The organism is Catellatospora tritici, from assembly GCF_019083965.1.
Lineage (GTDB): Bacteria > Actinomycetota > Actinomycetes > Mycobacteriales > Micromonosporaceae > Catellatospora > Catellatospora tritici.
On the sequence record NZ_JAHRCY010000003.1, the window covers coordinates 219,309 to 244,869 of the forward strand.

Below are 25,561 nucleotides of genomic sequence, written 5' to 3' on the forward strand. Positions count from 1 at the left end.
GGTTCGGACGGTGGTCAGGCTCAGGTCAGCGACACGTCGTCGAGGTTGAACGCGGTGGCCAGGTTCGAGTCCTCGGTGCCGTAGAACCGCAGCGTGACGGTCTGTCCCCGGTAGGCGGACAGGTCCAGGGTGCGCAGCTGGTAGCCGCCACCGGCGTTGAGGTTCGAGTAGGTCAGCTTGGTCACGCCGTTGACCTGCACCCGCATGTAGTCGTAGGCCAGGGCCTCCCACTCCTGCGTGGTGATGTTCAGGTAGAACGACAGCGTCGCGGTGCCGGTCGTCGGCACGGTCACGTTCTGGGAGACGTACTCGGTGGCGGTGAAGCCGTTGCCGAGGATCCAGGCGTACCGCGAGCCGCCGTGGGCGTTGGCGGCGTTGGTGGTGACGATCTGCGACCCGGTCCAGCCGGTCTGGCCCGCCTCGAAGTCACCGTTGACGATCACGTTCGTGCCCGGGTTGCCGGTCGGTGACGGGCTCGGCGAGGTCGGCGGGGTGCTCGGCGAGGCCGACGGGGAGGGCGAGGACGGCGCCGACGGGGACGCGGTCGGGCTGGTGGTGGGCGACGGCAGGGCGGTGCCGACGCTGCACGCGGCCCACGCGACCGAGACCTGCCAGTACTCGACGCTGTTGGCGCCGTAGAGGTCCTTGGCGGCGTTCAGCGACGCGGTGCGGGCCGCCGCGTAGTTGGTGTTGGACGTCATGTACGTGGTCAGCGCCCGGTACCAGATCCGCGCCGCCTTGTCCCGGCCGATGCCCGCCACGGTGGAGCTGTTGCAGGTGACGCCGTTGTGCGCGCGCCCGCCGATGGTCTTGCTGCCGCTGCCCTCCGACAGCAGGTAGAAGAAGTGGTTGCCGATGCCGGAGGAGTAGTGCACGTCGAGGTTGCCGACGCCGGAGTACCAGCAGCCCTTGCTGTTGCCGTCCAGGGTCGGGTCGTCCATGCGGCGCAGCGCCCCGGCGTTGCCGGAGTTCCAGTTGATCTTCTCGCCGATGTAGTAGTCGCCCGGGTCGCTGCTGTTGGCGGTGTAGAACTCGACCACGGTGCCGAAGATGTCCGAGGTGGACTCGTTGAGGCCGCCGGACTCGCCGCTGTAGACCAGCCCGGCGGTGTTGGAGGTGACGCCGTGGGTCAGCTCGTGCCCGGCCACGTCCAGCGAGGCCAGCGGGGTGGTCTGGTTGCTGGAGTTGCCGTCGCCGAACACCATGCAGAAGCAGCTGTCCTGCCAGTACGCGTTGAGCAGGTTGCTGCCCACGTGCGCGTACGCGGTCGCGCCGACGCCGTCGCCCCGGATGCCCGAGCGGCCGAACGTGGTCTTGTAGTAGTCCCAGGTCTTGGCCAGGCCGTAGTTGACGTCCACGCCCACGGTCGCCCGGTCGGTCTTGGCCCCGTTGCCCCACACGTTGTCGCTGTCGGCGTAGAGCGTCGCGCCCGAGGAGGGGTTGTTCTCCGAGGCACCGTGCGCGTCATAGATCTTCGTGTTGCCGCGCACCGGGTCGGTCATCGTGTACTGGCTGCCCGACTGCGTGGTGTCGATGCCGACCTGCCCGACGAGCAGGCTGTTGCCGGTGCCCTGCACCTCGTGGATCAGGTCGTACCCGCTGAGCACGGCGCCGGAGGCGGCGTCGGTGATGACCGCCTCGCGGGCCAGGTTGCCCGTGGCGTCGGTGCCGTCGACGGTGGTGCGGTAGGCCAGCACCGGCGCGCCCAGACTGGCGAACACGATCAGGTCCGGCGTGGCCGCCTTCGGCTTGCGGGCGTGCCGGGCGTGCCCGGGAGCCGCCGCGGCGGCCTGCTGACGGGTCAGCTTCGGGGTCGTGGTGGGCAGCGAGATCGCGCCGCGCACCGCCGCCGCCCAGTCGGAGCCGGTCAGGCCGCCGCTGGGGGCCAGGTGCACCACCAGGTCGCCGCCGACCACCGGCAGCCCCGCGTACGTGCGGTCGAAGCGCAGGTGGCGGCTGCCGTCGGAGTCGACGACCACGTCCTTGGCCACCAACCGCTCGGCGGGGCCGAGGCCCAGCTGCTTGGCGACGGACGTCGCCTCGGCGCCCGCCTGGCGCAGCTGCTGCGCCAGGGTCGCCGGGTCCAGCCGGACCTGGCTGATCCCTGCCGACACGCTCGTGGCGGTGTCGGCGTGTGCCTGGGCCAGGCCGATGCCGACGGCGCCAAGCGCCGTCGCCATCGTGGCGGCCGCGGCCACGATTGCTCTGCGTGACATCGTGTGTCCTTCCTCTGGGCCCGCGAGTCGGGGTTGGTGACCGGGCGGTGAACGTCCGGCGACGGGCCCGAAGCGAAAGCTAGAGCCGCTGGCCGGGGCACCAGAAGGTCCGCAAGGGACGCGCAAGGGTAGGGCGAGGGGTGCCCCGGGGAACCCGGCCCGCGCGACGGCGTCGCGGCAGGGGCATCGACGGATGTCGTACGGGTGCGCGAGGCTGATGCGCATGTTCGACTACTACGAGGTTCAGGACGAGCACCTGGACCCTGAGCGGCTCGCCGCGACGGCGGCTCGGGCCGAGGCCGGGGACGCCGCGGCGGCGTACCGGATCGGCCGCCACTTCCTGGGGCAGAACGACTGGGACCTGCGGGACCGGGCCGAGCCGTGGTTCGTGCGCGCCGCCCAGCTCGGCGGCCCCGAGGCGGCGTGGTGGATCGTGCAGGCCTACGCGGGTGCCCTCGACGGCCGGGCCCGGCAGTGGCTGCGACGGGCGGTCGGGACGGAGAGCGACCCGGGCGGCATCGAGGTCGATTACGGCACGCTGCCGATCGAACTCGACCACGGCCACGCCGTCGACCAGGACTGGCGCATCCGGGTGCGGTCCGACGACCGGCCGCGTACGGTCGCGGCGCTGCACGCCGCCCGGCCCCGGCTGATGCAGGTGGGAGAGGACGGGCGCGAGTACGGCGACGCCGAGTGGCCGCCGCGGCATCCCGGTGGCGGCGACCTGTACACGCCCAACACCTGCCAGGTCGACGACCGGGGCGAGGTGCCCGAGATTTGGCTGGACTGCAAGAGCGTCATCTACCCGCTCATGGCCCGGACCGTGATCCGGATCGTGGCGCAGGAGCTGCGCGCTGCCGGGCTGTCTCGGGCGCTGCTGTTCACCGAGAAGATAGCGTGACCTGCGAACCAGGTGACACACCAGAGGGCCGGGTCAGGCCATGCCGAAGTCGCCCCTGCGGCATAGGTCGTCCACCTCGGCCGTATTCTCCGGATGAATTCTCGTCTGCTCTGCGTCTGAGTGGTCCGACCTGGGCAAACGGCAGTCCGACGGCGATGGCGACGGCAAGGAGTCCCCGCAGATTGTGGCCTATCGGGCTCATCAGCGGCGCTGCGTTCGACAGCCACGAGCCGATCGGCAGTGTCATGACGGCCGGCGTCGCTACTCGCCAGGCATGTGTGACCCGAGCTTCGGAGAAGCTCGCGGCCAGCGCGAGCAGGATCCAGACCTGGTGATGGTTCCAGGAAACGGGTGATACGCAGATCCCGGCCGTGCCGGCGATCGCCGCACCGACGATCGGACTTCCGGTACGTGCGGCTCGCGCCGCTCGCCGAAGGGCGATGACCACGATCAACGCCGAGATCAGGACCTGGAGCGCAATCCTGGAGTCATCAGGCAATTCGAGCCGAAGCAGTATCCCGTTGACGGATTGGTTGCCTCCGTCGGCGAGGTCACCGATCCGACTCGTCCGGACGACGGCGTCGAACCAGAAGCGCGCTGAGTCACGTGGAAGCAGCAGCCAGGCAAGGCCGGTGCAGGCCGCGAAGGTGCCGGTGGCGGTGACAGCGTCTCTGCGCCGCCCGGCAAACCAGTAGTACGGGATGAAGACGAGCGGGGTGAGCTTGATCGCGGCGGCCACGCCCGTTGCCACACCCCGGTACCGAGGTCCGACCAGGGACAGTGCGTCAAGGCCTACCAGAACCACCAAGAACCAGCTGATCTGCCCGAATCGGATGTTGCTCGCGACCGGGGCGGATACCAGCAGCAGCAGAGCGATCGTGGGCGTCATGAACCGCGCCGAAGACGTACGAAGGTCAGGCCGATTCCTGGCCACGACCCACGCCGCCGATACGATCGTGGCGATCAGCGCCACCGTCCAGATCATGCCTGCGACATACTCGGGGACCAGGTTCAGGGGCGCCAGGACGAGGCCGGCGAACGGCGGGTATGTGAACGGATCCCCGTTTTCCGCGGTGAAGCCGTAGAGGCTGCCATCGCTGAACAGGGCCCGGATCGAACCGTAGTAGACGTGCAGGTCCGGGAGGTGATCCCACGGAGGGCGCCGGAACGCCGCGACTACCTCGACAGCCGCGGCGACCAGGACGGCGAACCACAGGAATGGCACAAGACGCCTTCGGGACGCCGGCCATCCTGCGGCGGATTCGCCCTCGCTGTCGGTGATCATGCCGTCTCCTATACGAACAGTGGTGAGCCCCCATGTCGAGGCTCACCACCCGAGTGCGCTGCGAGTGTGCCAGCGGTGGATCATCATTCCCGTAGGCCGGCCCATCCTGCCAGGCCCCTACGTCGGCAGGCTGACCAGGGCGCGAACCCACACGAGGTGGCTGGCGGCGAGCTGTTCTCGTCGCCGGCTGGTCACCGAGGAGATACCGTCACCTGCGAACGAGACGGCACGCCGGAGGGAAACAGCCATGCTGCAGCGCTACGACCAGCGCAACGCCGATGTGAAGTACTGGGTGAACGGGGTGCTGCGGCACCGTGACGAACCCGGGATCTCCCCGTTCGACTCGGTGGTGCAGGGCGGCGACGGGGTGTGGGAGGGGCTGCGGCTGTACCAGGGGAGGATCTTCGCCCTGGACGCGCACCTGGCCCGGCTGCGGCGCTCGGCGGCCGCGCTCGGGTTCGCCGCCGTGCCGTCGGACAAGGAGATCACCGACGCGCTGACCGAGACCCTGCGCGCCAACGACATGACCGACGGTGTGCACATCCGGCTCACCCTCACCCGGGGCGTCAAGGTCACCAGCGGCATGGACCCGCGCCTCAACCAGTCCGGCTGCACCCTGATCGTGCTGGCCGAGCACAAGGCGCCCGTGTACGACACCGCCGGCCTGACCCTGGCCACCGCCAGCGTCCGCCGCCCCGGCCCGGACGTGCTCGACCCGAAGATCCACCACAACAACCTGATCAACTCGATCCTGGCCAAGATGGAGGCGACCGTCGCCGGCGCCGACGACGCGCTGATGCTCGACGGACGCGGCTTCGTCGCCGAGACCAACGCCACCCACCTGTTCGCCGTGACCGGCGGCGCGCTGGCCACCCCGCGCACCGTCGCCTGCCCCGAGGGCATCACCCGGCTGACCGTGCTGGCCCTGGCCGCCCAGGCGGGCATCGCGGCGGTCGAACGCGACATCTCCCTGGCCGAGATGTACGCCGCCGACGAGGTGTTCTGCACCGGCACGATGGGCGAGATCGCCGGGGTCACCGTGATCGACGGCCGCACCATCGGCGAGGGCGGCATCGGCCCGGTCACCCGCCGCGTCGCCGAGATCTACCTCGCCCACGCACGGGTCTCGGGCACGCCGGTGCTGTGACCACAATGTCCCTGAATTGGCCTTAAAAGTCCTTTTTGCCACTTAGGATGGGAGGCTGGCGGATACCGCAGGTGATGTCCGCCCGACGGAAGGGATGAGGAGCATGCAGGTCTTTCCCACGCTCCAGGAGGGGTCCAGCCAACCGACCCTGCGCCGTACGCATATCCAGACGCTTCAGCGGGCACTGCTGCGCGCGGGATTCAATCCCGGACCCGTCTCACCGGGTGGAGTCGGTGACCCGGACGGGTTCTTCGCCGGATCTCCGACCTCCACGGCCCTCAAGGCCTTCCAGAACGCGAACGGAATCCCGGCCAACGGCACCGTCGGCCCCGAAACGTGGGAAGCGCTGCCGGACGAGAACATGGACGGGATGCCCACGCTGGCGCTGGGCTCGGAGAGCGGGGCCGTGGCGATGCTCCAGCGGGTCCTGCGAGACTCCGGCTTCGATCCCGGGCCCATCAACGGTGTCTTCGGGCAGCAGACGGACGCGGCGGTCAGGGGCTTCCAGGGGTTGATGGGCATCGTCGTGGACGGGGTGGCCGGCGACCAGACCTGGACCGTGCTCAACCCCTAGCGGTTCGCTCGCCCGTGTCGTCAGGCGGCGGTGACGCGGTGGGCGTGCAGCTCGTCGTAGTACGGCTGCGCCGCCTCGACCAGGTGGCGTAGCCGGTCCGGCACCTGCGCCGGGGACGGGTCGTAGGCGGCGAAGCCGGTCGAGGCCTCCACCGAGGCGTACCAGTGCGGCGCCCAGACCCCGTCGGTGACGCGCGGGCCCGGCGCCCAGCGCAGCATCGCCGGGGTGTAGCCGATGCCCAGCGCCGCGCACAGCCGCGACAGCACCCCGGCCGGGTCGCGCAGCAGGTCGGCCGAGTCCACCACCGGCCCGCCGTACGCGCGGAAGATCTCGGCCTGCTGCACGAAACCCAGGTCGGCCAGGGTCGGCTCGCCGCGCACCTTCGCGTACGAGGCCACCACGTGCGCCGGGTCGCGGATCAGGTACGCGTTGGCCAGCTCGCCCAGCCAGTCCCGTCCCACCTCGGGCAGCAGGTGGTGGGTCATGTGCTTCTGGTAGTGGACCGCGACCCCGTCCGGCAGCGGGCCGGTGAGCTCGGCCGCCACGTCCTGCCACCGCCGGGACTGGGAGGCGATCACCGCGTCCCGGCCGGGGTGATCCAGGCCGGTGGCGAGCAGGTAGTGGGCGTACAGCGGCTCGTCGACCACAAGGGTGTCCGGGCGGGCGCCGAAGCTGCGCATCAACGCCGTCGACACGTTGCGCGGCCCCGACCACATCGCCACCCGAGTCACCATCTGCGTCACCCTCCTCTGCGCCGCAGCGTACCCCCAAGATCCCTGGTCGGACACCGGCTTCGCCCCGCTGATCATCGTCGTTGTCTGAGGGCCTAGAGTTCGATCAAGCGCGCCGTCCTCTTCGGAGGACGGCGCTCGCGCGTGAAACACCCCACGGGACGGAGAACATCCATGCGGTACCCCCTCGCCCTCGCCCTCGCAGCCGGGCTGCTCGCCCTGGCCGCCTGCGACTCCAGCGGCACACCGACCGCGGCGCCGTCGGCCGCCGCGTCGGTGGCGGCATCACCTTCCGGCGCCGCCCCGGCCATGACGATCGAGACGGCGTGCGAGGTCGTCGACGCGGCATACCACGAGCTGGGGCCTGCGGCGCAGGCGCAGATCGTCAAGGGCGTCACCGCCGAGAAGGACGGCGACACCGCCACCGCGACGAAGGCGTTGGAGGCCCTGCGCCCGCTGTTCTCCGCCACCGCGCAGGCGTTCCACGACGCGTCCACCAAGGTCGCCGACCCGCAGATGCGGGAGGCGCTGGACACCCTGGGCACCGTGGCGGCCCGCGAGACGCTGTTCGTGACCTTCGTGGAGTTCGAGTCGGTGGCGGTGGCGGCCGCACCCGCCGAAGCCGTCGTCAAGCGCAAGTGCGCCGAGGCCGGTCGACCACTCAAAAACCTTGACCAGTAACGACTGACCCGGCCGAGCCGCCGATCGGGACGTGGCTAGAGTGTCCCCTCTGAACAGACCGCAGCGCCTCCCCCTCCCTGCGTTCGAAGGACACTCCGCCATGTCCCGGAAGGTCAGCACCCGCGCCAAGCTGCGGTACTGGTTCGACAACACCATGTCGCGCGGCACCACCGGTCTCATCGGCTGGCTGGCGATCGCGTCGGCGGGGCTGATCATCGTCCTCACCACGGCGATCGAGCTGGTCCAGCCCGATGGCGACCGCGACAACCCGCTGCTGCTGCTGTGGCAGACATTCATCACCACGTTCAGCCTGGCCGCCCCACCCAACGGCCGGTGGCAGGAGCTGGCGCTGTGGTTCGTGCTGGCGCTGGGCGGCATCTTCATCGTCAGCGCCCTGGTCGGTCTGCTCACCAGCGGCGTCAACCGGCGGCTGGAGCAGCTGCGCAAGGGCCGCTCGCAGGTGGTCGAACGCGACCACACGGTGGTGCTGGGCTGGTCGGACCAGATCTACACGGTCATCAGCGAGCTGGTCGAGGCCAACGCCAGCCGCCGCCGCGCGTCCGTGGTGGTGCTGGCCGACCAGGACAAGGTCACCATGGAGGACCGGGTCTGGCACCGCCTCGGCGACACCGGCCGCACCCGGCTGGTGTTCCGTACCGGCAGCCCGTTGGACCTCAAGGACCTGGAGATGGTCAACCTCAACGAGGCCCGCTCCATCATCGTGCTGGCCCCCGACGGCGGCACCGCCGAGGACGCCGACGCGTACGTGCTCAAGACCCTGCTCGCCATCAACAAGGGCCCGGCGTTCCGGGGCCGCCCGCACCACGTGGTCGCGGCGGTGCGCGACAGCCGCAACCGGGCGGTGGCCAAGCTCGCCGGCGGCGACGCGATCGTGCTCGACGGCGACGACATCGGCGCCCGGCTCATCGTGCAGACCGCCCGGCAGTCCAAGCTGTCGGTGGTCTACCACGACCTGTTCGACTTCGGCGGCGACGAGATCTACATGACCGTCGAGCCGACGCTGGTCGGCAAGCAGTTCGGGCAGGCGCTGCTGTCCTACCGGGAGTGCTGTCCGCTGGGGCTGCGACTGGCCGACGGCAAGACCGTGCTCAACCCGCCGCCCGGCACCGTGATCAGCCCCGGGGACCAGCTGGTGCTGCTGGCCCGGGACGACTCGATGATCAAGCTGGCGCCGCGCCCGCTCACCGCGGACCCGTCGGCGATCCTGCACGCCGTACGCGGCCCCGCCGCTCCGGAGAGCACCCTGATCCTGGGCTGGAACCGCCGCGCGGGCCGGATCATCGAGCAGCTCGACATCTACGTCGCGGGGGGCTCGACCGTCGACGTCGTCACCGACCGCGCCGACGCCGCGGCCGCGGTGGCCAGGCTCGCCCCGAAGCTGCGGCGGCTGCTGATCCGCTCCAAGGCCGGGGACACCCGGGACCGGGGTGTGTTGGAGACGCTGGACGTCCTGGCGTACCACAACGTGATCGTGCTGGCCGACGACGACCTCGACGCGCTCACCGCCGACTCGCGCGTCCTGGTCACCCTGCTGCACCTGCGTGACCTGCTCGCCGGACGCGGCCCCGGCATCGTCAGCGAGATGCGCGACGACCGCGACCGGGCGCTGGCCCAGCTCACCAAGGCCGACGACTTCGTGGTCAGCGAGCAGTTGGTCAGCCTGCTGATGACGCAGATCTCGGAGAACCGCGACCTGGAGTCGGTGTTCGAGGACCTGTTCGACGCCGACGGCGCCGAGATCTACATCCGGCCCGCCAGCTACTACCTGCGCCCGAACGTCTCGGTGACGTTCTCGACCGTGGTGGAGGCGGCGTACCGGCGCGGCGAGGTGGCCATCGGCTACCGCGTCACCGAACCGGGCGACGGCCACGGCGTGGTCCTCAACCCGGACAAGGAGCAGGTCATGCCCGCCATCGACCGCGTCATCGTCCTGTCCAGCAGCTGACGCCGTCCGCCCGCGCTCAGCGGGGTGGCGTGCAGTTTCGGGGAAAGTGCTGGAAACGGGTCATGATTCGTGCAGTTTCCCCGAAACTGCACTCTCACTCGGAGTCCGGTGAGCGAACCGGACTGGCCGTTCGTCCATTTAGGACTCCACTCGTTGGGGTGAACGAGTGGACGAAGGAGCGTTCTGCCTGCTCGGATACCACCATAGGCTGGCTCGGTCCGCTTGGCGCCCCGGAGGTCCGTGAGTGAAACTGCCTCGTCGTCTCGGGCTGGCCGTCGCCGTGACCGGGTTCCTCGGCGTCAGTGGCAACCTCGCCACGAACATGGTCAGCAATCTGCTGCCCGAGAACCGCCACCCGTGGGACTTCCTCGCCGTGGCGGTGATGCTGCTGGCGGCCTTCGGCGGGGCGCTGCTCGAACAGCGCTCCGAGCCCGCGCCCGCCGTGTCTCAGCCCGTGCCGCACAACGCCGCGGGCGCCCCGCCGCGCCGCCGCTTCGTGCCGTCCGACCAGCGGCCGCCGACCCGGGCGCCGCTGTTCTTCGCCCTGGCCGCGCTGCTGGTGGCAGCGGTGTGGGGCGCCGTGATCGTGCTCGACGAGCCTGGCGCAGGCGCCGACAAGTCGGGCGGCCTGCACGTGTCGACGGCCTGGTGCATGTACAGCGGGGAGAACTGCGACTACGCCCGTGATCACCTGTACGTGGCCGGGACGGCCGCGGCGCTGCGGACGACGCTGGCCGCCGGGGGCGGTGGCACGGTCAAGGACTTCCAGGACGGTCACGAGGTTCCCGCCGGGCAGTCCCAGCTGAACGTCACGGTGCAGACCGACAGCGCCGAGGCGATCATCCTGGAGGAGATCCGGGTGCGGGTGCTCGACCGCAGGGAGCTCAAGCCCGCCGACGGCTTCGTGGTCACGATGCCATGCCTGCAGTGTGGCGGCGGGGTGATCCCGCGCCCGTTCCAGGTCACGCTCGACGACGCCGAGCCGGTGTTGCGCCCGCTGGAGAACGCGCGCGGCTTTCCGTACGAGGTGTCGCTGACCGATGTCGAGGTGTTCAACCTCGACCTGCGGGACAACGCCTGCGACTGCACGTTCGACCTGGTGCTGGAGTGGGTGTCCCAGGGCAGGCATGGGAGCACCGTCCTCGACAACGGCGGCGCGCACTTCCGGATGGTCGGACCGGCCGGGCTGGACCACTACCGCCTGGGCCTGTCCGGCCAGGCGTTGGCCGTGCCCGCGGCCCCGGCCGCGCCGCTGACCTGCCTGGTGAAGGGTGAGAAGCAGTGCGCTTGAGCACGATCGGGACCGGCCGCCTGGTCGCCGCCTGCGTGGCGGTCGGGCTGCTGATCGTGGGTGGGGCCGTGGTCGTGCGGATGCTGCGCGACGAACCGGGCGGGTCCGGCACCACGTCCGCCGCCATCCCGCCGGGCGCCAGCGTGGCCGAGCCGGTACGGGTGGTGGTCGACGGTCCGGTGCAGATCAACGTGTCGACCGGTGCCCGGGTGTGCCCGTCCCTGCGGTACGTCAAGCAGACCGAGGCGCAGGTACGCGAACGGGCGAAGCACGCGCGCCCCGGCGACGTGCAGACCTTCTTCGGCGAGCTCTACCCCCAGGAAGTCAACGCGCCGATGCAGGTGGCGGTCTACGGCGAGGGTGACCTGCCGGTGCGCATCACCGGATTGGCGGTCGACGTGGTGCGGGCGGAGCCCGACCAGGCCCAGCACGGGATCTATCTGATCTTCGACCCGGTCTGCGACTACCTCGTGCCCGGCGAGCCGATGCCGGGCGACGCTCCCGACACGCTGGTCCCGAACGTGTACGCCCGGTTCGGCGGCGACCGGGTGGCGCTTGGCAACTACCAGACGTTCGTGGCGGCACCCACCGAGCACGTGTCCGAGCTCGTGCTGCGGCCGCAGGGCTGTGGCGGCCAGGTGACGGACTTCATCGTGACCGTCGACTGGGCCGCCGGGGACCGCACCGGCCGTTCGGTGTTCGGCCCGTTCCGCTCGCTGCCCCAGCAGGACCTGCCGGAGTTCAAGCTGGGCCAGCGTGAGTTCAAGGCGCCGCCCACGCTTACCCGGCTGACCGGTGGGCGCGAGGTGCGGCCGTGCCGCAGCGGGCCCGTGCCCGATCCGCAGCAGCCGCAGGCCGCGCCGTACTGCGGTTCGGTGCCGGTGGACGGGCCGGGCGGCAGCGTGTATGTGCGGATCGCCAAAGGCATCGTCGACTGCGGCAAGGCCCGCGAGCTGATCGACACTTACCTCAACCATCCACCGACGCAACCGCAGGGCAGCGGCCATTTCGTCGCGCTCGACGACTGGGAGTGCACCTCGCAGGGATGGGTGTACAAAGCGGTGTCGGCCGTCGGCGGGGACTGCTCGACCAAGGAGTCGTCGGTGGAGTTCAGCGCGCTGTGACCGCCTGACGCCACGCTCCGTGTCAAGGTCCGAGCGCTGCGCAGGGGTGTCGGTGGGCAGGGTGAACCGCTTTCCCCGGTCACCGCCCGCCAGCTACGATCGTCGCTGTTCTCGACGGTGCGTCCCGCGGGCTGGGTGGCACCGGGACGGATCCGGCCACGGGACCCGCGGCGCGCAGACTCAGGGTGGGGAGAGCGTCATGACGGACAACCGATTGAAGGGCCGGGTCAAGGGGCTGTTCGGCAGCGGTCAGGCCGAGCTGGAGGCGCTGCCGGAGCAGGTGGAGTCGGTGCTGGCCGATCCCGAGGCCGAGCGGCAGGCGCTGCAGGTGCTGGTCCTGGCGCGGCGTACCGCCGACGAGCACATCGCGACGGCGCAGCAGGAGGCCAGTCGCATCCGGCAGGAGGCGCGGGCCAAGGCCGATGACACCGCCCGGGAGGCGCGAGCCCTGGTCGAGGGCGCCCGCGAGGACGCCGCGAAGATCATGTCCGCGGCGCAGGCGAAGGCAGTCGAGACCGCGCGTGAGGCGCAGGCTCACGCCGAGAGCGCGCGGCGCGAGAGCGACCTGGTGCTGTCGGAAGCCCGTCAGCGCGCCATGAAGATCGGCGAGGACGCCCGCGCCAAGGCCGACGAGTTGGAGCGCGACGCCCTGCAGCAGTACGAGGACGTGGTGGGCAGCCTGGAGGCCAAGCGGGACGCGCTCACCGAGCGGATCGACGCGCTGCAGCAGTTCGACCGGGAGTATCGGGCCCGGCTGCGTCGGTTCATGAACAGCCAGCTCGACGCGCTGGCCCAGGACGACCCGGGCAACGAGGCGGACACGCGCGGCGAGGCCGACCCCCGCGAGGCCGAGCCCCGGCCACCGGTCGGTCGCCAGCGCAAGCCCGCCGCCGAGGGCAACGTGGCCGTCTGACCCACCCGCCCTGCTATCTTGTCAATGGAAAGATAGCGTGAAGGGGTGAGGGCGATCGCGTACCACCACGGAGACCTGCGCCGGACCATCCTGACCACGGCCGTCGACGCCATCTCCGAGTCCGGAGTTGACGGCTGGAGCCTGCGCGAGCTGGCCCGTCGCGCCGGGGTCTCGCACGCCGCCCCCGCACACCACTTCGGCGACCGCACCGGCCTGCTCACCGCCGTCGCCGCCGAGGGTTACGAGCTGCTGGCCGACACCCTGCAGGCGGCCGAACCCGGCTTCCTGGAGGCCGGACTGGCCTACATACGCTTCGCCACCGAGCATCCAGCCCACTTCACCGTGATGTTCCAACCCGCCCTCTACCGCGCCGACGACGACGTCGTCGTTCAGGCGCGAGACCGGGCAGGGCGCCTGCTGCGCCAGGGCGCGCAGGAGGTCGCCGGTGAGCGGTCCGATGCCGACAGCACCGCGCTGGCGGGCTGGTCCATCGCGCACGGCTTCGCCAGCCTGTGGCTGGCCCAGGCCCTGCCCGCACACACCCGCGCCGACGCGGTCGCCGCCGCCCGACCGGTGCTGCGACGACTGATCGAACGCTGAGGGGTACGAGTGGACCGGCGAGCCGAGTTGCTGACCGAACTGGCCGCGGGCATCGTCGCCGTCGAACGGCCGCACCCGCTCCGGGTGGCCGTCGACGGCTGCTCCGCGGCGGGCAAGACCACGCTCACCGACGAACTGGCCGTGGCGGTGCGCGCGATCACGGACCGCGAGGTGGTCCGGGTCGGCCTCGACTGGTTCAAGAAAGCCCTGCCCCTGCGTACGGCATACCCGGTGGAATCGCCGGAGAGCTACTACCTCGACACCTGGGACTACGCCGCGATCCGCGATCTGCTGCTCGTCCCGCTCGGCCCCGGCGGCGACCGGCGCTACCGCGAAGCGGTCATGCACCCGTCCGGGGCGCAGGCCGTCGACGGAGCCGCGCGCACCGCGCCCGCCGACGCTGTGCTGCTCGCCGACGGCGGCTTCCTGCAGCGACCCGAACTCGACCCGTACTGGGACCTGCGGATCTTCCTCGACATCGGCCTCGACGACGTGCTGCGCCGAGGGACCGCCCGGGACCAGGCCTGGATGGATTCGGCCGAGGCGGCCGCGCACCGCTACCGCACCAGATACATCCCGGGCGAGCGGCGTTACCTGGACGAGGTGCGTCCGGCCGAGCGGGCCCAGATCGTGATCGACAACCGCGACTTCGCGGCCCCGCGCCTGCTGCGCGCCGACTGGCCCGGCTGAGTCGGCAGCGCCGCCCCGGCCCACGTCGGCATGTCTCGCCGCGTGTGCGTTTGCTCTGCACCCACGGCCTTGCTCTGCACCCACGGGCGCACTCGCCGCGATGCGTTTGCTCTGCACCCACGGCCTTGCTCTGCACCCACGGGCGCACTCGCCGCGATGCGTTTGCTCTGCACCCACAGCCTTGCTCTGCACCCACGGGCGCAACGGCGGGAACATGGTCGTGATGTGGGCTGACCGGCTTGGGTTCGTGGTCTGTCGCGTGGGCGGGTGCAGAGCAAGCGGACAGGTGCAGAGCAAAGGTGCGCCGACGCTACGTACCACCTCAGGTCGGGCGGCTGCGGGACGACGCGCGCCAGCCGGGCGAAGGCGCCGGACGCAGTGCGCAATGTCCGATTACTCCTGTTAGGGCATCGGCCAGGTGTACCGGATTCGTTGCGAACACGCAGGCGGCTGGTACTTTCCCTCGGCCGGGACGCATAATGCCCTCCGGTGCGGCATCCGCGCCGGCGTCGTGGTCGTATGGAGAGGTTGACGCAATGTCCCAGGGTGAGGAACTGTACGCAACACGTGACCACGTGTCCGCGCGTCCGGCCTTTGACGTCGCGATGCGCGGCTATGAGAAGCGCCAGGTCGACCAGTACGTCGCCCGCGCCGACAGCGAGATCTCGACTCTGTCGGCCGAGCGCGACCGGGCTTTCGCCCGCATCCAGGACCTGACCTCGCAGTACAAGCAGCTGTCGCTGGAGATGGCCGAGCTGCGCCAGAAGCCCGCGCAGGTCGAGCGCGCCTCGTTCCGCGACCTCGGCCCGATGGTCGAGCAGATCCTGGACCTGGCCGAGAAGCAGGCCGAGGCGATCACCACCACGACCGCCCAGCAGATGGCCGCGCACAAGTCCGACGCCGAGAAGCTGCTGGCCGAGGCCCGCGAGCACGCCGAGAAGCTGCGCGCCGAGAGCGAGGCCGCCAACGAGCGGGCCGAGCAGGAGGCCAAGCGCATCAACGACGTCAGCGCCCAGCAGATGGAGCACGCCCGCGCCGAGGCCGACGCCCTCGTCGAGGCGGCCCGGCTGCGGGTGCAGCAGGAGGTCGAGGCCGCTCACGCGCAGGTCCAGCAGGAGGTCTCGCAGTGGAAGGCCAACGCCGAGCGTGAGATCGCCGAGCTGCGCGCCGGTGCCGAGCGGGACCTGGCCGCCCAGCGCACCGCCACCAATCAGAAGAACGCCGCGCTGCACGCCGAGGCCCAGCAGTACACCACCGATCTGCGCCGCCGCGCCGACGAGCAGACCGCCGCGCACCAGCAGCAGCTGACCGTGGTGCAGCAGGAGATCCGAGCCCGCCGCCAGGCGCTGGCCCAGCTGCAGGCCGAGCTGGACATCGCCCAGCAGCGCCTGGCTCAGTCGCGTCAGGAGGGCTCGGCTGCCGAGCGCGAGGTCGCGCAGCTGCAGCAGCGGCACAGCCAGGTCAGCCAGGAGTTGGGCGCCGAGATGAACCGCCTGGAGGAGGCGCGCCGCCAGGCCGACTCGGCCGAGCGGCACGCGCTCGCGGTGCGGGCCCGGGTGCAGCGCGAGGCGGAGCGCGTGGCCAACCTGGCCGCCGCCGCCGTCATGGCCGCCGCCACCGGCTCGGCCGAGACCGGCGAGTACCCGCGCGTGGTGCCCCGGGACCTGCAGGACCCGGGGCCGGTGCACGCCATGCAGGAGGTGCAGGAGGCGGTCGAGCAGCTGGCCGAGGAGGTCGCGGAGTTCACCGACTTCCCCGAGGACGAGGACGCCGACCAGCAGCCGCTGAGCCGCCACGCCCGCCGCGAGGACGAGGAGGCGCAGGTGCCGATGCAGCGCCAGCCGCACGACGAGCTGCCGCAGCGCCAGCCCTTCAACGAGCTGCCGCAGCGGCAGGCGTACGACGAGCTGCCGCAGCGCCAGTCGCGCGATGAGATGGTCGCCGCCGACGCGGAGTGACCCCGGTCGTCCGAGCAGACGAACGGAGCCCGGTACAGGACTCAGTCCCGTGCCGGGCTCCGGCGTTTCGGCGGCGGGTCAGCCGCGGGCGCCGCCCAGGCCGAGCAGGGCGGCCAGGCCGAGGGCGCTGCGCGGGGCGTACGGCATCCGCCACAGCCCACCGTGTGCCGCCCCGTCGGCCTCCTCCTGCCACACGTGCTCGCGCACCGGCGGCGGGTTGCGCAGGTCGTGCACCAGCAGCGCCGCCATCAGCGTGTTGCTCGTCGCCGGGTCGAAGATCTCCACCCCGAACGCCGGCGCCCCCGCGTACGCCGCCGCCAGCACCCGGTTCTTCACCACCGACCGGGTCCGGGTCGGCGGCGCCACCTTGAAGCTGACCGTGGCGCCCTGCTGCCGGGCCACCGCCGCGCGCCATCGCTGCAGCCGCTTGGCCAGCGCGTAGTTCGGCCCCTGCTGGGCGACCAGGCTGTCGCAGACGCCCGGGTCGGCACCGGGGGCGTAGTTGCGCCGCAGCAGCCGTCCCGCCGACAGCATCCGCAGCGGCCCGCGCAGCGTACGCAGCAGCGAGGACTCGTGGTAGTTCTGCTCGGCCCGGGCCACCGCCTCGGCCGGGACGGCGAACACGTCGGTCGGCGTGGCCAGGAACGACAGGGCCGTGTCGGGCCGGTGGGCGCGCAGGTGCTCGGTCAGGGCGTCGACGGCGGTGCAGACGCGGACGTTGACGGCACCGTCGGCGTAGACGTAGTTGCCGACGACCAGGCGGCCCTCGATCCCGCGCAGCCAGGCGGCGACGGCGGGCAGCTGGTGCAGCAGGTCCGCGCCCGCGACGGCGGCCAGGTCGCCGCTGCCGTCGTGCCCGGCGGGCACCGGCAGGTGCACCCGCCCGCCGGAGCGCCGTACGACCTCCAGCAGGTCGCGCCACAACCCCGGCCGGGGCAGGTCGACGGCGACCACGTCGGCGCCCCAGCGCAGCAGCGACCGCGTCGGGCCCATCTCCGCGCCCGCGCCCAGCACCGCCACGCGCAGGTCGGACAGGTCCAGCCAGTCCGGGTTGGCCTGTACGGCGCGCACCGCCTCGGCGCAGCTCGGCTCGATCACGCCCGCCTCGGTCCACCCGTCCAGGCGTCGCAGCAGCGCGTCCCCGCGCAACCGCTCGCCCCGGTACGGCAGCGACAGCTCCCGGTCGACCGGCCCGTCGCCCGCCACCACGGCCGTGTCCAGTTCGACCCCGGGCTTGGCGTCGAACGCCTCCCGCAGCCCGACCTCGGTGCCGTCCGGGTCGGCCACCCGCATCCGGTCGTGCAGCGAGGCCAGGCCCGCCGCGGCGACGGCCCGCGCGGTGTCGCCGGAGCCCAGCCCGGCCTCGACCAGCCGCCGGAAGTGCACCAGGTAGTCCGCGCGCCAGTTGGTCTCGTGGTCGGCGGCGCGGGCACCGACCGGGTCGGCCGCCCGCAGCGCGTCGGCGACGACCGCGCGTCCGAGCGCGGAGGTGCTGCGGTTCGTGCCGTCGCTGACCGGGAACACCACACCCGTCGTCATGTCCTGTGCCTCCTCTGGCGGCACCCGCGCCGCGCGCGAGCGGACCCTACCCGCCCACCCCCACCACAGCAACGCCCCGCACCGAAGGAAGGGCACCTTCTTATCGCTTTCCGAGGTAAAAGGTGCCCTTCTTAACGGGGCGCCCCGTGTGCTGTGTGGCGGCTCAGGCGGGCCGTACCTCGATCGGCCGGGTGCGTTCGGCCCAGCGCACGGCCGCCGGGGCAGCCAGCCCCACCAGTACGAACAGCGCGCCCATCAGTAGCCAGCCGGGCGCGCCCCAGCTCACGCACAGCAGCCCGAGCAGGGTCGGCGCCATCGCGTGGGCCAGGCCGGTGCCCAGCCCGGACACGCCCGTGTACTGCCCCTGCGCGTACGCGGGCACCAGCCGGAACCGCAGCTCCAGCGATCCGGCCGCGTGCCACAGCTCGCCGACGGTGTGCACCGCCACGCCCACCAGCACCAGCGTCGCGGCCAGCCAACCCGGCAGCCCCGCGGTCACCGAGATCACGGCCATCCCGGCCAGGAACGCCCAGCCGCAGCGGCGCAGCGCCCGCGCGGCGGCGCGACCACTGTCCACCCCACGGCTGGCCCGCACCTGGAACGCCACCACCATCGCGGTGTTGAGCAGCGCGGTGACGCCCACGAGGCCGCGCGGCGCGTCGGTGTGTCCGGCGATCCACAGTGGCAGCGCGAACACCAGCACGCTGCCCTGGATGCCCAGCACGCTGTCCAGCGCGGTCACCGCCACGAAGGCGGGGTCGCGCAGCGCCAGCCAACGTCCGGCGGCCGACGGCACCGGCACCGGGGGCAGCGGCGGCAGCGTACGCACGATCGCGGCACACGCCACGAAGCTGACCGCGTTGCCCAGCACCAGCGTCAGGTACGCCGGGCGGCTGTCCAACTGCACCGCCAGTCCCGCCCCGACGGCACCGAGGCTGGTCGCGAGGTTGGCCACCGCGCGCAGGTACGACCGGAACCGGGGCAGCTCGTCGCCGCCGAAGCCGCGCACCAGCGGGCCGCGGGCCGCCGCCCCGGCCGCGCGGGACAGCTCCACCAGGCACAGCACGGCCGTGAACTGCCAGAACGTGTGCACCAGCACCAGTGCGCCCATCGCGGCGGCCTGGACGAGCTGGGTGGCCAGGTACACCTGGCGCGGTCCGCGCCGGTCGGCCAGGTGGCCCACCGGCACCCCGGCGAGCAGGCCGACCAGCCCGGCGGTGCCCATGCCGAGGCCGACCTCGGCCACGGACAGGCCGACCGACTGGGTGAAGTACAGCGCGGCGGCGACAAGGTAGACGCCGCTGCCGAGCATGGTGACGAAGGTGGCCAGCGCCAGCGTGCGCTGCGGCCCGATCGGGGGCAGCAGCCCGCGGGCGCCCCATCGGCCCTGATCGTGATCGGACGTGGTGCCGGGCAAGGCGGTATCGGTCGACTCAGGCAAGACCCCGTAATCCCTTCCGTAAGTCAGGCACGAACCTAACCGGACCGGGCCGCGGCCGGAGTCGATCTTCTGTCCGATACCGGAAAGGGCTTGGGGCTGCTAGTTTTCTTGTGTGGCCGGGAGCCGGTGCAGGGTCACCTCGGTGAGTCGACCCGAGACGACCGAGGCGGTCAGGTAGCTGGCGAACGGCTGGCGGCGCCGGTCGGTGGGGGAGCCGGGGTTGAGCAGCCGCAGTCCGCTGTCGGCGGTGCTGTCCCACGGAATGTGCGAGTGGCCGAAGACGAGCACGTCGGTGTCGGGGAACCGCTCGGCGCAGCGGCGTTCCCGGCCGGTGGCCGGGCCGGTCTCGTGCACCACGGCCAGGCGCAGTCCGTCGAGGTCGGCGTAGGCGATCTCGGGCATGCGGGCGCGCAGCTGCGGGCCGTCATTGTTGCCGTACACCGCGATCAGGCGGCGCGACCGGGCCGACAGCGCCTCGTACGCGGCCAGGTCGACCCAGTCACCCGCATGGATTACCACGTCGGCGCGGTCCACCGCGTCCCACAACGGCACGGGCAGGTCCCGCGCCCGCTTCGGCAGGTGCGTGTCAGCCATGATCGCGAGCAGCACCCCCCGACGCTACGATCCTTCGCACAGTTTCGGGGAAACTGCAGGAAACACCGCCAAGATTCGTGCACTTTCCCCAAAACTGCATGCGCACTACGCGCAGTACGCGCACTACGCGCAGTACGCGCACTACGCGCGCTACACGACGCGGTCGAGGATCAGGGGGCCGACGGGGCGTAGGGCGATCGCGGCCGACGGGGTCGGGTCGCCCGCCACCTGCGCCAGCTGCCCGTCGCACCACGGCGCCAGCGCCGCGAGCAGCATCGCGCGGGCCAGGTGCGCGCCCAGGCAGGTGCGGCGGCCCGCGCTGAACGGCAGGAACCCCCAGGCCGGACGGCCGTGGTCGGCGAAGCGCCACGGGCGGAACTCGTCCGGGCGCGGCCACAGCGCCGGGTCGCGGTGGGTGAGCAGCGGGGAGTACAGCACCAGCGTGCGCGCCGGGATCGGCACCCCGGCGACCTCGGTGTCGGTCGAGGTGATCCGGCTGCCGAGCCACCCCGCCGGGTACAGCCGCAGGATCTCGTCCAGCACCAGCGGCAGCGCGTCCCTGGTACGCCACTCGGGCGCGGCCGCCAGGTGCCACAGCGCCCAGGCGAGGGTGTGCGCGGTGGTGTCGTACCCGGCGGCCAGCGCCACCCTGGTCTCGGCCACGGCGTCGTCCATGCCGGACAGCGCGGCGGCGAGGCTGCCCTCGGGCGGATCGGCCAGCACTCGCGCGATGGCCGCGTCCAGGCGCCGGAACAGCAGCGGCCGGGGCAGCATCGGGCCCGGCACCGGGCCCTCCAGTGGGTGCAGGAACGCCGCGAGCAGCCGGTCGTCGAGCACGCCGCCGAAGAAGGCCGCGTTCAGCATCCGCCGCACCGTGTCCCCGGCCCAGCTCAGCGCCTCGAACCGGCCGTCGGGCAGCCGTGCCGCCGCCACCTGCGCCAGCCGGTCGCGCAGATGCGCCAGGCCGCGCGAGTGGAAGTGCGGGTTCAGCTCGCGCCGCCTCGGGTCGTGCGCGGGCACGTCGGTGTAGACCACCCCCGCCGACAGGTACGGCGTGAGCCCGCTCAGGCTGCCCCGGCTGCGGAACGTGTCCAGGTCGCCGAGGACGGCCCGGTTCCACTCCGGCCGGTAGCCGACCACGGCGGGCCGCCACAGCCGCAGCCGGAACACCGGCCCGGTCCGGGCGCCCTCGACCAGCAGCCGCACCGGGTCGCGGGTCCACCGCCACAGGTGGCCGAACACCGGCGTGGTCGCCGGTGCGGGCAGCCGGACCGCCGTGGACCTGGCCGGCAACGTGGTCACGGGTACCGGCGTCCCTTCCAGACGGCGGTGCGCCGCAGCGCCAGCGCGTACACCGGCAGGGCGGCCGGGGCGGTGAACGGCACCAGTGCCGCCTCGGCGTACGCGCCGCGCCCGGTCTTGGCGTTGGCCAGCAGCCGCTCGGCCAGGCCGAGCACCGCCGCGAGCCGCCACGCCGCCCCGCGCCGCCACAGCAACCACGGCACCGTGTACGCGGTGACGTTGACCGCGGCACTGGCCGCCAACAGCAGGTCACTGCCGCCGTGCGCGGCCCGCATGCTCTTGCCCATGCCGCGCACCGTGGCCCGGTAGCCGTCGTACATCCGGGTGCTGATCAGGTCGCCGCCCAGGGCGAGGCCCAGTTTGAGGCCCTTGCGGCGGCTGAGGCGGGCCAGTTCCAGGTCCTCGACGATCTGGTCGGCGACCGCCGCGTGCCCGCCGACGTGCTCGTACGCCGCGCGGCGGAACGCCAACAGCTGCCCGTTGGCCACCGCCGCGGCTCGGATCGGCAGGTCCAGCAGCTGGTGCGGCAGGAACGCGAGCAGGTTCTCGTCGATCAGCGGCACCAGCATCCGCTCGCCGAGGGTGCCGGTCTGCTGGCGCGGGAAGACGCTGAACACGTCGGCCCGCTGGCGGCGCAGCTGGGCCCAGACCGCGTCGAGGGCGCCCGGCCGCAGCGTGACATCGGCGTCGGCGTACACCAGCAGGTCGCCGGTGGCGGCCTGGGCGAGCTGGTGGCAGGCCCAGTTCTTGCCGATCCACCCGTCGGGCCGGGGCGCCCCGGTGCTCAGCCGCAGCCGGGGGTCGGCGAAGCCGCGCACGATCGCCGCGGTGTCGTCGGTGGAGCCGTCGTCGAGGATCAGGATCTCCTCGGCGGGCTGGGCGAGCAGACCCGGGATCGTGTACGGCAGCCGCCGCGCCTCATCCCGCGCGGGCACCAGCAGCGACGTCCGGGGCCGTCCCGGCGCCGACTGCCCGCGCGTCAGCGTCGGGAACGAGCGCGCGTTGGCGACCAGCCCCGCCGTCTTGGCCAGGTGGAACGCCGCGACCAGGGTGCCTACGACCGCCACGGCAGCGCCCCGGTCAGCCGGTCGATCCGCTCGTCCCGGGCCACCCGCCCGGCCACCACCCGCCGGAACCCGGCCAGCGGGGTACGCGGATCCGCCACGGCCAGTTGCCCGTCGAGGTTGGCGAGGTCCTGGGCGAGCGTCTCGGTCAGCCGTTCCGTGGTGTGGGCGATCCTGCCCTTGGCCGGGACCTCGGTGCACGAGACGTACGCCTCCGGGCGGTCGTGGCCGCGCAGCACGACCCGTACCGCGACCGACAGCAGGGGCAGCCCGGCGCGGTCGGCGTACCAGGCGGCGCCGGGCGACAGCGGGCCGGGCGGGGCCGCCGGGCGCAGTTCGCCCTCGGGGAAGATGACCAGGGTGCGGCCCCGGGCCAGCAGGCGCAGGCCGGTGCCGAGTTCGGCGGTGCCGAAGACGCCCGCGTGGCGGAAGAACCGGTAGCGGTCCAGGTTCTCCTGGAGCATCAGCAGGCAGGCGGGGCGCCCGGCCCGGTGCAGCACCGCCGAGGCCACGAACGGGTCCCACCAACTGTGGTGGTTGGCCGCCCAGACGAACGGGCCGACGGGCAGGCCGCCGCGCAGGTACACCCCGCGCAGCTCGTGGCGCACCATCCGGTCGAAGCCGATCCGCAGCAGGCCGCCGAGCAGACTCGGCTCAGTCATCGGCGCCCCGTTCGGCGCGGGCCGGGCGTAGCCACAGCCACAGCGACAGCGACAGCGTGACCAGCGCGAACCCGAACCCGTAGTCCTCCACGGGGATGTGCCACGGGGCCCGCAGCCCGGAGACGGCAGCGTCGCCATAGTGCACGACGGTCGCGTCCCGCCTGGTCAGCCAGCCGTCCACGGGCACCTGGAACGCGAACGCGATGGCCAGGGTGATCCAGTAGCGGGGGCTGCGCAGCAGTCCGGTACGCAGCACCCCCAGCTCCAGCGCCACCACCGCCAGCGGCGCGACGATCGCGGCGACGGTGTACTCACCGCCCACGGCCGCCCCCACCGGAGTCGGACCGCGCCACCGTCTCGCCGCTGGCAAGGAAGGGCACCTTCTTGTCGGATTCCGTAGTGGAAGGGCCCCTTCCAAACCTGAGCAGGTGGCGGGAGTGCTCGAGGACCTCGAAGGTCAGCAGCGCGCAGAGGGGTACGACGACGAAGAACAGCCACTCCTCGACAGGCAGCCCGAGCAGCCGGACGCCGGTGGTGTAGCGCGGGTCGAACCACCAGTGCCCGCGTGCGACCGCGGCCAGGTCCCACAGCACGAACAGGGCGACGACCGGGGCGAGCGCGGCCAGCAGGCGGCGCGGGCGGCGGTAGACGCGGGCGCCGAGCAGCAGTTCCAGCGGCAGGGTCACCGCCAGGCAGGCGGCGAGGATCAGCAGGTAGCGCAGCCGATCCATCACGGCACCGGTTGCGGGGACAGCACCGGCGGCGCGGTGACCGGGGTGCCGGGACGGGTGAGCAGGCAGCGGGCGGCCACCGCCAGCCGCCGCCGGTTCGGCACCACCGCGCGGCGGGCGAACACGTCGTGGTCGGCCGCCTCCACCTCGTCGAGGATGCCCGCGTACAGGTGGTAGGCGGTGCGGATGCATGCCTGCGAGGTCGGGGCGAGCATGGTCACCCCGGGCGCGGCCAGGGCGTAGTGCTCGCGGGCGCGGGCGATCTCGAACCGGACCAGCTCGCGTACGGCCGTGGTCGAGGTACGACGCTGGGCGCACAGCCGCAGGTCGGCGGTGCTGACCCCGAATCGACGCAGGTCCTCCTGGGGCAGGTAGACCCGGCCACGGTCGAGGTCCTCGGCGACGTCGCGGATGAAGTTGGTGAGCTGGAAGGCCAGCCCGAGCTGCCGGGCGGGTTCGCGGGCCTGGGCCGGGTCGGCCGGGTCGAGGATCGGCAGCATCATCGTGCCGATCACCGCCGCCGAGCCCTCCATGTACTCCAGCAGCGCGTCGTAGTCGGCGTACTGCGCGATCTCCAGGTCCATGGCCATGGAGTGCAGGAACGAGGCGAAGTCGGCGCGGTCGAGGTCGAACGCGGCGATGGTGTGCAGCACCGCGGGCAGCAGCGGGTCATCGACGCGGGCGCCGTGCAGCCCGGCCACGAACCGGTCCGACCAGTCGCGCAGCAGCCGGGCCCGTTCGGCGGGCGGCAGCTCCTCGGTGCGGTCGACGATCTCGTCGGCGTGGCGGGTGAAGCCGTAGAGGGCGTGGACATGAGGCCGCTTGGCGGCCGGCAGTAGGCGAGTGGCCAGGTAGTAGGTGCGGCCGTGCTGTCGATGCAGCTCCCGGCAGCGGGCGTACGCCGCCGTCAGCTCCGCCTCCATGACTTGCGGCTCCACAAGCCCTCCCCAAATCGACTCAGTAATCGACGCAACTTCGACTCTACGCTAGTCTTGCCCCGTGGCAAACGACACCTCTTCCGCTCCTGCCTCCATGCTCGCCGCTCCAACTGTCGCCACCTGCGAAAACGGCCATCGTGCCGTAGTGGCCGGTCCGGCGGAGCTGCCCGCCGTCGTCGAGCGCGTGCTGGCCGACTTCGTCCGCGAGGAGAGCGCCGCGCTGATGGCGGTGGATTCGGCCCTGCAACCGCTGGTCGCCGCCGCTCGGGCCGCGGTGCTCGGCGGGGGCAAGCGGGTACGGCCGCTGTTCGCGTACTGGGGTTGGCGCAGCGCCGCCGGGCCGCACGCGCCGCTGCACCGGGTGCTGCCCGCGCTGGCGGCCCTCGAACTGCTGCACGCGTTCGCGCTGGTCCACGACGATGTGATGGACCGCTCCGCGACCCGACGCGGCCGCCCCACCGCGCACCGGCAGCTGGCCGCCGCGCACGCCACCCAGCGGCTGCGCGGCGACGCCGACCGGTTCGGCGACGCGGGCGCGATCCTCGTCGGTGACCTGTGCCTGGTGTGGGCCGACCGGCTGATGGCCCGCGCCGACGTGCCCGCCGCGGTGCTGGCCACCGCCCGCGCCGCCTACGACCGGATGCGGGTCGAGGCGGTGGCCGGCCAGTTCCTGGACGTGCTCGGCGACCATGCCCGCACCTGGTCGCCCGAGCGGGCCCTGCGCACCGCCCGGCTCAAGACCGCCGGGTACACCGCCACCTGGCCGCTGCACTTCGGTGCCGCGCTGGCCGGATCGGGCGGGGCCGCGTTCGCGCACGGGCCGCTGGGCCGCGCCTTCACCAACTACGGCCTGGCCGTCGGCGAGGCGTTCCAGCTGCGCGACGACCTGCTCGGCCTGTATGGCGAACCCGCCGTCACCGGCAAGCCCGTCGGCGACGACCTCGGCAAACCCACCATGCTGCTGCTGCTCGCCCGGCAGGCGGGCACCGCCGCCCAGCGCGCCGAACTCGACGCGATCCTGGCCGCGCCGCGCCCCGACGTGGCCCGCCTGGCCGCCGCGGTCCGGGTCACGGGCGCCGCCGAGCAGCTCAGTGACATGATCGGCGAGCGGGTGGCCGACGCCCGCGCCGCGCTGGCGGCGGCGCCGATGCCCGAGGTCGTCCGCGACGGGCTGGGCGAGCTGGCCGCCACAGTCGCCTGGCGCGCGGCATGA

The 25,561-nt window shown here is 72.4% G+C and carries 24 protein-coding genes; 12 read left to right on the plus strand and 12 right to left on the minus strand.

Translation table 11 applies throughout. The features are described 5' to 3' along the window. Positions 1–20: 20 nt before the first annotated feature. Positions 21–2,216 (minus strand): M4 family metallopeptidase, encoded by a 2,196-nt coding sequence (locus KUA19_RS08185; protein WP_217395541.1) that lies wholly within the window; start codon positions 2,214–2,216, stop codon positions 21–23. Between the two features lie 223 nt (positions 2,217–2,439). On the opposite strand from KUA19_RS08185, the gene KUA19_RS08190 reads away from it, so the two are divergent. Then, the gene (locus KUA19_RS08190; protein WP_217395542.1) at positions 2,440–3,117 is read left to right on the plus strand and encodes a hypothetical protein; all 678 of its coding nucleotides are present in this window, start codon (positions 2,440–2,442) and stop codon (positions 3,115–3,117) included. Here the strand turns inward: KUA19_RS08190 and KUA19_RS08195 are convergent. Beyond that, positions 3,098–4,402, minus strand: a complete 1,305-nt coding sequence (locus KUA19_RS08195) for a glycosyltransferase 87 family protein (protein ID WP_217395543.1) — start codon at positions 4,400–4,402, stop codon at positions 3,098–3,100. The genes KUA19_RS08190 and KUA19_RS08195 overlap by 20 nt on opposite strands. A gap of 247 nt (positions 4,403–4,649) precedes the next feature. Here KUA19_RS08195 and KUA19_RS08200 point away from each other — a divergent pair, with 247 nt between their 5' ends. Both KUA19_RS08200 and KUA19_RS08205 read left to right on the plus strand, forming a co-directional pair. Continuing rightward, positions 4,650–5,549, plus strand: a complete 900-nt coding sequence (locus KUA19_RS08200) for an aminotransferase class IV (protein WP_217395544.1) — start codon at positions 4,650–4,652, stop codon at positions 5,547–5,549. Between the two features lie 103 nt (positions 5,550–5,652). After that, positions 5,653–6,123: a peptidoglycan-binding domain-containing protein gene (locus KUA19_RS08205; protein WP_217395545.1), complete on the plus strand. Its 471-nt coding sequence runs from the start codon at positions 5,653–5,655 to the stop codon at positions 6,121–6,123. Between the two features lie 20 nt (positions 6,124–6,143). Here the strand turns inward: KUA19_RS08205 and KUA19_RS08210 are convergent, their stop codons facing one another. Further along, a complete protein-coding gene (locus tag KUA19_RS08210) occupies positions 6,144–6,857 on the minus strand; it encodes a sulfotransferase-like domain-containing protein (RefSeq protein WP_217395546.1) in 714 nt (237 codons plus the stop codon). Between the two features lie 171 nt (positions 6,858–7,028). Here KUA19_RS08210 and KUA19_RS08215 point away from each other — a divergent pair, with 171 nt between their 5' ends. The 8 genes from KUA19_RS08215 to KUA19_RS08250 all read left to right on the plus strand — a co-directional run bounded on the left by KUA19_RS08215 (position 7,029) and on the right by KUA19_RS08250 (position 16,077). Next, a complete protein-coding gene (locus tag KUA19_RS08215; protein WP_217395547.1) occupies positions 7,029–7,535 on the plus strand; it encodes a hypothetical protein in 507 nt (168 codons plus the stop codon). A gap of 100 nt (positions 7,536–7,635) precedes the next feature. Beyond that, positions 7,636–9,501 carry a CASTOR/POLLUX-related putative ion channel gene (locus tag KUA19_RS08220; RefSeq protein ID WP_217395548.1) on the plus strand — a complete coding sequence of 622 codons (1,866 nt, stop codon included), beginning with the start codon at positions 7,636–7,638 and terminating at the stop codon, positions 9,499–9,501. 244 nt (positions 9,502–9,745) lie between these two features. Beyond that, positions 9,746–10,792, plus strand: a complete 1,047-nt coding sequence (locus KUA19_RS08225) for a hypothetical protein (protein WP_217395549.1) — start codon at positions 9,746–9,748, stop codon at positions 10,790–10,792. Then, positions 10,789–11,916, plus strand: a complete 1,128-nt coding sequence (locus tag KUA19_RS08230) for a hypothetical protein (RefSeq protein WP_217395550.1) — start codon at positions 10,789–10,791, stop codon at positions 11,914–11,916. Before KUA19_RS08225 ends, KUA19_RS08230 begins: the two co-directional genes overlap by 4 nt. 199 nt (positions 11,917–12,115) lie before the next feature. Further along, on the plus strand, positions 12,116–12,829 hold the full coding sequence (locus KUA19_RS08235; protein ID WP_217395551.1) for a coiled-coil domain-containing protein: 714 nt from the start codon (positions 12,116–12,118) through the stop codon (positions 12,827–12,829). Positions 12,830–12,874: 45 nt separating this feature from the next. Beyond that, on the plus strand, positions 12,875–13,429 hold the full coding sequence (locus KUA19_RS08240) for a TetR/AcrR family transcriptional regulator (RefSeq protein ID WP_372451777.1): 555 nt from the start codon (positions 12,875–12,877) through the stop codon (positions 13,427–13,429). 9 nt (positions 13,430–13,438) lie between these two features. After that, on the plus strand, positions 13,439–14,119 hold the full coding sequence (locus KUA19_RS08245) for a nucleoside/nucleotide kinase family protein (RefSeq protein WP_217395552.1): 681 nt from the start codon (positions 13,439–13,441) through the stop codon (positions 14,117–14,119). Between the two features lie 536 nt (positions 14,120–14,655). Continuing rightward, the gene (locus tag KUA19_RS08250; RefSeq protein WP_217395553.1) at positions 14,656–16,077 is read left to right on the plus strand and encodes a coiled-coil domain-containing protein; all 1,422 of its coding nucleotides are present in this window, start codon (positions 14,656–14,658) and stop codon (positions 16,075–16,077) included. 78 nt (positions 16,078–16,155) lie between these two features. On the opposite strand, the gene KUA19_RS08255 is transcribed toward KUA19_RS08250, so the two are convergent. The 9 genes from KUA19_RS08255 to KUA19_RS08295 form a co-directional block, all read right to left on the minus strand. Continuing rightward, the gene (locus KUA19_RS08255; RefSeq protein WP_217395554.1) at positions 16,156–17,616 is read right to left on the minus strand and encodes a hypothetical protein; all 1,461 of its coding nucleotides are present in this window, start codon (positions 17,614–17,616) and stop codon (positions 16,156–16,158) included. A gap of 163 nt (positions 17,617–17,779) precedes the next feature. After that, positions 17,780–19,057, minus strand: coding sequence for an MFS transporter (locus KUA19_RS08260; protein WP_254548977.1), 1,278 nt, complete (start codon positions 19,055–19,057; stop codon positions 17,780–17,782). 99 nt (positions 19,058–19,156) lie between these two features. Continuing rightward, positions 19,157–19,651 (minus strand): metallophosphoesterase family protein, encoded by a 495-nt coding sequence (locus tag KUA19_RS08265; RefSeq protein ID WP_254549058.1) that lies wholly within the window; start codon positions 19,649–19,651, stop codon positions 19,157–19,159. Positions 19,652–19,801: 150 nt separating this feature from the next. Then, positions 19,802–20,953: a cytochrome P450 gene (locus KUA19_RS08270; protein WP_217395556.1), complete on the minus strand. Its 1,152-nt coding sequence runs from the start codon at positions 20,951–20,953 to the stop codon at positions 19,802–19,804. Continuing rightward, on the minus strand, positions 20,950–22,020 hold the full coding sequence (locus KUA19_RS08275; RefSeq protein WP_217395557.1) for a glycosyltransferase family 2 protein: 1,071 nt from the start codon (positions 22,018–22,020) through the stop codon (positions 20,950–20,952). Before KUA19_RS08275 ends, KUA19_RS08270 begins: the two co-directional genes overlap by 4 nt. Beyond that, on the minus strand, positions 22,008–22,679 hold the full coding sequence (locus KUA19_RS08280) for a lysophospholipid acyltransferase family protein (RefSeq protein ID WP_217395558.1): 672 nt from the start codon (positions 22,677–22,679) through the stop codon (positions 22,008–22,010). The genes KUA19_RS08275 and KUA19_RS08280 overlap by 13 nt, the downstream gene beginning before the upstream one ends. Continuing rightward, a complete protein-coding gene (locus KUA19_RS08285; RefSeq protein ID WP_217395559.1) occupies positions 22,672–23,001 on the minus strand; it encodes a lycopene cyclase domain-containing protein in 330 nt (109 codons plus the stop codon). Before KUA19_RS08285 ends, KUA19_RS08280 begins: the two co-directional genes overlap by 8 nt. Beyond that, positions 22,991–23,410 carry a lycopene cyclase domain-containing protein gene (locus KUA19_RS08290; RefSeq protein ID WP_217395560.1) on the minus strand — a complete coding sequence of 140 codons (420 nt, stop codon included), beginning with the start codon at positions 23,408–23,410 and terminating at the stop codon, positions 22,991–22,993. Before KUA19_RS08290 ends, KUA19_RS08285 begins: the two co-directional genes overlap by 11 nt. Then, on the minus strand, positions 23,410–24,333 hold the full coding sequence (locus tag KUA19_RS08295) for a phytoene/squalene synthase family protein (RefSeq protein ID WP_217395831.1): 924 nt from the start codon (positions 24,331–24,333) through the stop codon (positions 23,410–23,412). Before KUA19_RS08295 ends, KUA19_RS08290 begins: the two co-directional genes overlap by 1 nt. Positions 24,334–24,409: 76 nt before the next feature. On the opposite strand from KUA19_RS08295, the gene KUA19_RS08300 reads away from it, so the two are divergent. After that, positions 24,410–25,561 (plus strand): polyprenyl synthetase family protein, encoded by a 1,152-nt coding sequence (locus KUA19_RS08300; protein ID WP_372451779.1) that lies wholly within the window; start codon positions 24,410–24,412, stop codon positions 25,559–25,561.

Coding starts and splice junctions, on each gene's coding strand:
- KUA19_RS08290 (WP_217395560.1), bottom strand. CDS start 23,410: ATGGATCGGCTGCGCTACCTGCTGATCCTCGCCGCCTGCCTGGCGGTG.
- KUA19_RS08265 (WP_254549058.1), bottom strand. CDS start 19,651: ATGGCTGACACGCACCTGCCGAAGCGGGCGCGGGACCTGCCCGTGCCG.
- KUA19_RS08195 (WP_217395543.1), bottom strand. CDS start 4,402: ATGATCACCGACAGCGAGGGCGAATCCGCCGCAGGATGGCCGGCGTCC.
- KUA19_RS08205 (WP_217395545.1), top strand. CDS start 5,653: ATGCAGGTCTTTCCCACGCTCCAGGAGGGGTCCAGCCAACCGACCCTG.
- KUA19_RS08215 (WP_217395547.1), top strand. CDS start 7,029: ATGCGGTACCCCCTCGCCCTCGCCCTCGCAGCCGGGCTGCTCGCCCTG.
- KUA19_RS08255 (WP_217395554.1), bottom strand. CDS start 17,616: ATGACGACGGGTGTGGTGTTCCCGGTCAGCGACGGCACGAACCGCAGC.
- KUA19_RS08250 (WP_217395553.1), top strand. CDS start 14,656: ATGTCCCAGGGTGAGGAACTGTACGCAACACGTGACCACGTGTCCGCG.
- KUA19_RS08295 (WP_217395831.1), bottom strand. CDS start 24,333: ATGGAGGCGGAGCTGACGGCGGCGTACGCCCGCTGCCGGGAGCTGCAT.
- KUA19_RS08190 (WP_217395542.1), top strand. CDS start 2,440: ATGTTCGACTACTACGAGGTTCAGGACGAGCACCTGGACCCTGAGCGG.
- KUA19_RS08235 (WP_217395551.1), top strand. CDS start 12,116: ATGACGGACAACCGATTGAAGGGCCGGGTCAAGGGGCTGTTCGGCAGC.
- KUA19_RS08185 (WP_217395541.1), bottom strand. CDS start 2,216: ATGTCACGCAGAGCAATCGTGGCCGCGGCCGCCACGATGGCGACGGCG.
- KUA19_RS08220 (WP_217395548.1), top strand. CDS start 7,636: ATGTCCCGGAAGGTCAGCACCCGCGCCAAGCTGCGGTACTGGTTCGAC.
- KUA19_RS08200 (WP_217395544.1), top strand. CDS start 4,650: ATGCTGCAGCGCTACGACCAGCGCAACGCCGATGTGAAGTACTGGGTG.
- KUA19_RS08210 (WP_217395546.1), bottom strand. CDS start 6,857: ATGGTGACTCGGGTGGCGATGTGGTCGGGGCCGCGCAACGTGTCGACG.
- KUA19_RS08280 (WP_217395558.1), bottom strand. CDS start 22,679: ATGACTGAGCCGAGTCTGCTCGGCGGCCTGCTGCGGATCGGCTTCGAC.